The following is a 275-nucleotide window of genomic DNA, read 5'->3' as shown; positions in this document are numbered from 1 at the left end:
CAACGACCAGCAATTCCTCCACCAACTTATTGGTGAGGGTATCGACGGACTTATCAATAAGGGTGGAGCGATCGTACACGGGAACGATATTCACCCCTTCCGGCAGGCTCGCTTTTAATGAATCCTGCTTAGCTTTAACCGCATCGATAGTGGCTTTTGCGTTTTCGCCATAGCGCATCACTATAATGCCACCCACGGTTTCGCCATTCCCGTTTAGTTCAGCAATACCGCGGCGCATCAACGGGCTTTCTACCACTTGAGCTACATCGTTAATC

1 protein-coding gene is annotated in these 275 nt (G+C 49.8%); it reads right to left on the bottom strand.

Going from position 1 to position 275, the window contains the following annotated elements:
- Positions 1-275: efflux RND transporter permease subunit (locus tag NLF92_RS12910; RefSeq protein WP_254102616.1), on the bottom strand; the 275-nt coding region annotated here is incomplete at both ends.

The organism is Opacimonas viscosa, from assembly GCF_024199005.1.
GTDB lineage: Bacteria > Pseudomonadota > Gammaproteobacteria > Enterobacterales > Alteromonadaceae > Opacimonas > Opacimonas viscosa.
This window is presented reverse-complemented; position numbering and strand designations above follow the sequence as displayed.